Genomic DNA, 4956 nt, shown 5'->3' with positions numbered 1-4956 from the left:
CGACGCAGCCGCGGGCGGTGTCGCGCAGGGCGGATGCGTCGCGGTCGAGCAGGCCCGTGCGCACCCCCTCCGCGGCGAGCGCGAGCGCCACGGCCCGGCCGATGCCGCTGCCCGCGCCCGTGATGAGGGCCGTCGTCCCGTCCAGCCGCAGCTCCATGTGGTCCTCCCTGCCGCCCGGTGCCCGGCGGTGCGCGGGGAACGGCGGCGGTGTCGTCCCGGTCATCCTGCTCCCCGCGCCACGGCGTCAGCACGGGCGTGTGCGGGGTGTGCACGGTGGCACCATCGTCCTTCGCTCACGGTCAAGTGCGGCGCCGGGCCGACGAGCAGACTCGCTCTATCGACGATTCCCCTCGTCGTCGATGCCGTGTCCGCACGGCCGTCACCGAGCAAAGGAGCCGACGTGGCAGAGCAGCTGTCCGCGTCCACGACGCCGCACCACACCTCCCTCCGACCGGGCGCCCTCGGCGTCGCCGGCATCGTCTTCCTCGTCCTGGCCGCGGTCGCCCCGCTGACCGGGATCGTGGTCGTCGCGTCGCTGGCGATCGCCCTCGGCAACGGCGGAGGGACCCCGATGTCCTTCTTCCTCGTCGCGGCGATCCTGCTGCTGTTCGCGGTGGGCTATGCGCAGATGTCGAAGCAGCTGGTCAACGCCGGCGGGTTCTACGCGTTCGTCGTGAAGGGCCTCGGCCGCACCGGCGGTCTGGTCGCCGGACTCATCGCCACGCTGGGCTACAACTTCTTCGTGGTCGGCACGATCGGCACGAGCGGCTTCTTCATGCAGACGATCATCCGCGACCTCACCGGCCTCGACGTGAACTGGCTCGTGTGGGGTCTGCTGTCGATCGTGGTGTGCTTCGTGCTGGCGCGCATCGGCGTGGACTTCAGCTCGAAGATCCTCGGGGTGTGCCTCGTGCTCGAGGTGCTGATGCTCGTGATCTTCGACGTCTCGGTGCTCGTGCAGACCGGCTACGACGTGTCGGCGTTCAGCCCGGAGGCCGTGTTCTCCGGATCGCTGCCCATCGGCCTGCTGCTGGCGGCGACCGGCTTCCTCGGTTTCGAGGCGACCGCGCTGTTCAGCGAGGAGGCCAAGCAGCCGCTGCGCACGATCCCCCGCGCCACCTACACCTCGATCATCGCGATCGGCGTGATCCTCGGCGTCACCACGTGGGCCGTGGTGAGCGCGACCGGCGTGGCGCAGGCGCAGGCCACGGCACTGGAGCACCTGCCCACCGGCGACCTGATCTTCTCGCTGTCGCAGCAGTACCTGGGCGGCCCGCTGACCACCGTCATGATGGTGCTGCTGCTGGTGAGCCTGTTCGCCGCGATGCTCGCGTTCCACAACTCCGCCACCCGCTACCTGTACTCGCTGGGCCGGGCGAAGATCCTGCCGCAGGCGCTCGCCCGCACCCGCGCGAACGGCGCCCCGCAGCTCGCGGGCATCGTGCAGGCCGGGTTCGCCGGTATCGTCGCGATCCTGTTCGCGATCGCCGGCGCCGACCCCATCCTCACGCTCGTGCCCGCGATGCTGGGCTTCGGCACCCTGAGCGTGCTGATCCTGCAGGGGCTCGCCGCGATCTCGATCGTCGTGTACTTCCGCCGCCAGGGCGACCCGCGCTGGTGGAGCACGTTCATCGCGCCGGGCATCGGCTTCCTCGGCATCGCCGCGATCTCGATCCTCGCGATCGTGAACTTCAACATCGTCGCCGGCTCCGAGGAGCTCGCGATCCGGCTGATGCCGCTGCTGCTCGTGCTCGCGCTGATCGGCGGCATCGTCTACGCCGCCTACCTCAAGCGCTGCCGGCCCGCCGTGTACGACGGGCTCGCCACCGACCTGGAGAGGGTCAGCGCCCGCTGATCCGCTCCGCTCCCCCGCCCTCCGAAGGAAGGAACCCCATGACGACGACGCTGAACCCCGCAGACACCTCCACGTGGCTGCCGCTGGAGGGACTCGCCCCCGGCTTCGACGCCAACAAGGCCCCGCACAGCACGGCGCTGAGCGGCCGCGAGATCACCGTGGTCGACGGCCGCGGCACCCGCATCGTGCACCGCTTCGACGACTCCACCGTCACGTGGGACTACCGCCCCGGCGCCGACGACAGCACCGAGGCCGCGAGCGACACCGACGACTACGAGGCGTTCGAGGTCGACGACGAGCTGTACTTCGTGCAGTTCCACCACCGCTACCTGCCGAACGAGGCCGTGTCGCTGATCCTCGACCTGCGGCACGGGCGCTCGCTGGCCGTGATCTCCGACATCCTCCCCGCCCCCGAGCAGGGCCGCACGCGCGTGCAGCACCACTTCGCGCCGGGCACCATCGAGGGCACGGAGGTGACCGGCGCCGAGGCCGCCCCGACCACGACGCTCATCGGACGTCGCGTGGAGTGGGTGTACAGCGAGGAGCACGCCTACGAGCACGTGTACCTGTCGCCGCGGTGGTACTCGTGGCAGTGCCTCGCCGGCCCGGAGCGCGGCCTGGCCGACACCGACGAGAACAGCGTGTGGGAGGTGCGACCGGGCATCTACGTGTTCGCGTGGCGCGAGAAGGTCATCCCGTGCGCGTCGGTCACCATCGCCGACCACCGTGACGTGAACGCGATCCGCTCGCACGGCGTGCTGTTCGGCCTGGACGAGTCGGGCGAGGTGCCGACGCACTTCACGTTCGGCGCCTACGGACGACTGCTGTCGACCACGCACCACACGCCCGAGCTCGAGCCCGCGACCTTCGGAGACGCCTGACATGACCGACGTCGCCGACCTCATCGTCACCGGTTCCACGATCCGCACGGCCGATCGGACGCGGCCCCGCGCCGAGGCCTTCGCCGTGCGCGACGGGCGGATCCTCGCCATCGGCGACCGCGCCGACGTGGAGGGCCTCCGCGGGCGCCGCACACGGACGCTCGAGGTCGGCGACGCCGCCGTGTATCCGGGCTTCGTCGATGTGCACAACCATCACGCGCTCGCCGGACGCACCGAGCTGTTCGAGCTGTCGCTGGCGCCGTCGCTGAGCCTCGACGAGATCCTGGACCGGGTGCGCGAGAAGGCGGCGACGCTGCCGGAGGACGCGTGGATCGTCGGCGGCGCCGTGGCCACCACCCTGCTGCCGACCCTCGCGAACACCGCGACCCGGCGGCGGCTCGACGAGGCGGCGGGCGGGCGCCCGGTCGCGCTCATGGAGGACTCCCGGCACAACCGCTGGGCGAACAGCCGGGCGCTGGAGCTGGCGGGCATCACCGCCGGCAGCATCCCGGCGGGCGGCGTCACGCTGCTCGACCCCGACGACGGCACCCCGACCGGCGTGCTGCTGGAGGCGGCGGGCATCCCGGTGCAGGAGGCGTACGACCGCAGCGGCGGACTCACCCCGGAGCAGCACGCGGCCGCCTCCCGCCGCGGCGTCGAGCTGCTGAACTCGTTCGGGATCACGGCCTTCCAGGACGCGGGGGTCTCGGTCGACATCCTGGCCGCGCTCGCCGGGCTCGACCGCGCGGACGAGCTGCACGCGTGGGTGGTGTCGTCGCTGCTCATCAACGACGAGATCTTCGGCTTCGACCCGATCGGCAGTCCCCTGCTCGACCGCGGCGAGGAGTATCGCACCGCCCACCACCGGCCGGACTTCGTGAAGATCTTCCTCGACGGCGTGCCGCCCGCGCGCACCGCCTCGTTCCTCGACCCGTACCCCGCCGACCCGGTGCACGGCGCGCACTTCCACGGCGAGACGACCATGACCCTCGACGAGCTCACCGGCTGGCTGCGCACGGTCGCCGCCCGCGGCCTGGGCGCCAAGGTGCACTGCACGGGCGACGGCTCGGCGCGGCTCGTGCTCGACGCCGCGGAGCAGCTCAGGGCGGACGGGTTCACCACGCCCGTGCAGATCGCGCACGGGCAGTTCCTCGCCGAGAGCGACATCCCGCGGCTGGCGGCGCTCGACGTCTCGGCCGACATCTCGCCCTTCATCTGGTATCCGGGCGTGATCCCGCAGGCGCTGGCCGACGTGCTGGGCGCGCGGGCCGAGCACTCGCAGCCCAACCGGTCGCTGCTCGACGCGGGCGCCCTCGTCGCCGGCGGTTCGGACTGGCCGGTGAGCGAGTCGCCGAACACCCTGGAGGGACTGCAGGGCCTGGTGACCCGCGCCGATCCGCTCCGGCGCGCGCCGGGCACGCTGTGGCCGGAGCAGGCGCTCACGGCCGAGGAGGCGCTGGAGGTGTTCACGATCAACGCCGCGACCGCGATGGGTCTCGGCGCCGAGACGGGCTCCCTCACGCCGGGCAAGTCCGCGGACTTCGTGGTGCTGGAGCGTGACGCGATCGCCGGGCCCGCCGAGGAGATCGTGCACACGGAGGTCGTGTCGACCTGGTTCGCCGGGCGTCCCGTGCACGAGCGCTGAGCGGCGGATGCGCCGCTACGATGAGGCCATGCGCCGCTTCCCCGCCTCCGTCTACCGCGTGGGCGAGGAGCCCGATCCGCGGTTCTCGCTCGCGAACGAGCGCACGTTCCTGGCCTGGACCCGCACCGGCCTCGCGCTGATCGCGGGCGGTGTGGCCCTGGAGGTGCTGGGGCTCGACCTGCACCCGGGATTCCGGCTCGCGGCGTCGCTGCTGCTGATGGTCGCGGGCACCGCGGTCGCTCCCCTCGCGTGGTTCGAGTGGATGCGGGCCGAGCGGGCGCTGCGCCAGTCGCGGCCGCTGCCCGGGGCGCTCTCCGCCGTGCTGCTCGCGGTGGTCGTGGTGACGGTCGGCCTGCTCGTCCTCGCGGGCGTGCTGTGGCGCTGACGGGGCGGCGGCCCTGATGCGGCGGGGGGCGGCGGAACCGGATCGCCTGTACGACCCGGGGCTGCAGCCCGAGCGCACGGAGCTCGCCTGGCGGCGCACGGCCCTGGCGATCGCGATCGGCTCGCTGCTGTCGCTGCGGGTGTTCCCGCTCGTGCTGCCCCCGGCCGCGGGGGCCTGGGGCAGCACGAGC

6 protein-coding genes are annotated in these 4956 nt (G+C 72.5%); 5 read left to right on the top strand and 1 reads right to left on the bottom strand.

The window, feature by feature from the left end:
• Positions 1 to 223: SDR family NAD(P)-dependent oxidoreductase (locus tag DW299_RS14300; RefSeq protein ID WP_342589055.1), on the bottom strand; the 223-nt coding region annotated here is incomplete at its 3' end.
• Between the two features lie 177 nt (positions 224 to 400).
• On the opposite strand from DW299_RS14300, the gene DW299_RS14295 reads away from it, so the two are divergent.
• The 5 genes from DW299_RS14295 to DW299_RS14275 all read left to right on the top strand — a co-directional run.
• A complete protein-coding gene (locus tag DW299_RS14295) occupies positions 401 to 1855 on the top strand; it encodes an APC family permease (protein WP_136036981.1) in 1455 nt (484 codons plus the stop codon).
• Between the two features lie 38 nt (positions 1856 to 1893).
• A complete protein-coding gene (locus tag DW299_RS14290) occupies positions 1894 to 2736 on the top strand; it encodes a molybdenum cofactor biosynthesis F family protein (RefSeq protein ID WP_136036980.1) in 843 nt (280 codons plus the stop codon).
• Between the two features lies 1 nt (position 2737).
• Positions 2738 to 4381 (top strand): amidohydrolase, encoded by a 1644-nt coding sequence (locus tag DW299_RS14285; RefSeq protein ID WP_136036979.1) that lies wholly within the window; start codon positions 2738 to 2740, stop codon positions 4379 to 4381.
• 28 nt (positions 4382 to 4409) lie between these two features.
• Positions 4410 to 4766, top strand: coding sequence for a YidH family protein (locus DW299_RS14280; RefSeq protein WP_136029142.1), 357 nt, complete (start codon positions 4410 to 4412; stop codon positions 4764 to 4766).
• A gap of 16 nt (positions 4767 to 4782) precedes the next feature.
• On the top strand, positions 4783 to 4956 hold a 174-nt coding region (locus tag DW299_RS14275; RefSeq protein ID WP_136036978.1), incomplete at its 3' end, for a DUF202 domain-containing protein.

This window comes from Microbacterium sp. K35 (assembly GCF_004794375.1).
Classification (GTDB): domain Bacteria; phylum Actinomycetota; class Actinomycetes; order Actinomycetales; family Microbacteriaceae; genus Microbacterium; species Microbacterium sufflavum.
Note: the sequence above shows the minus strand (reverse complement) of the source record. Positions and strands in the feature narration are given on the sequence as shown.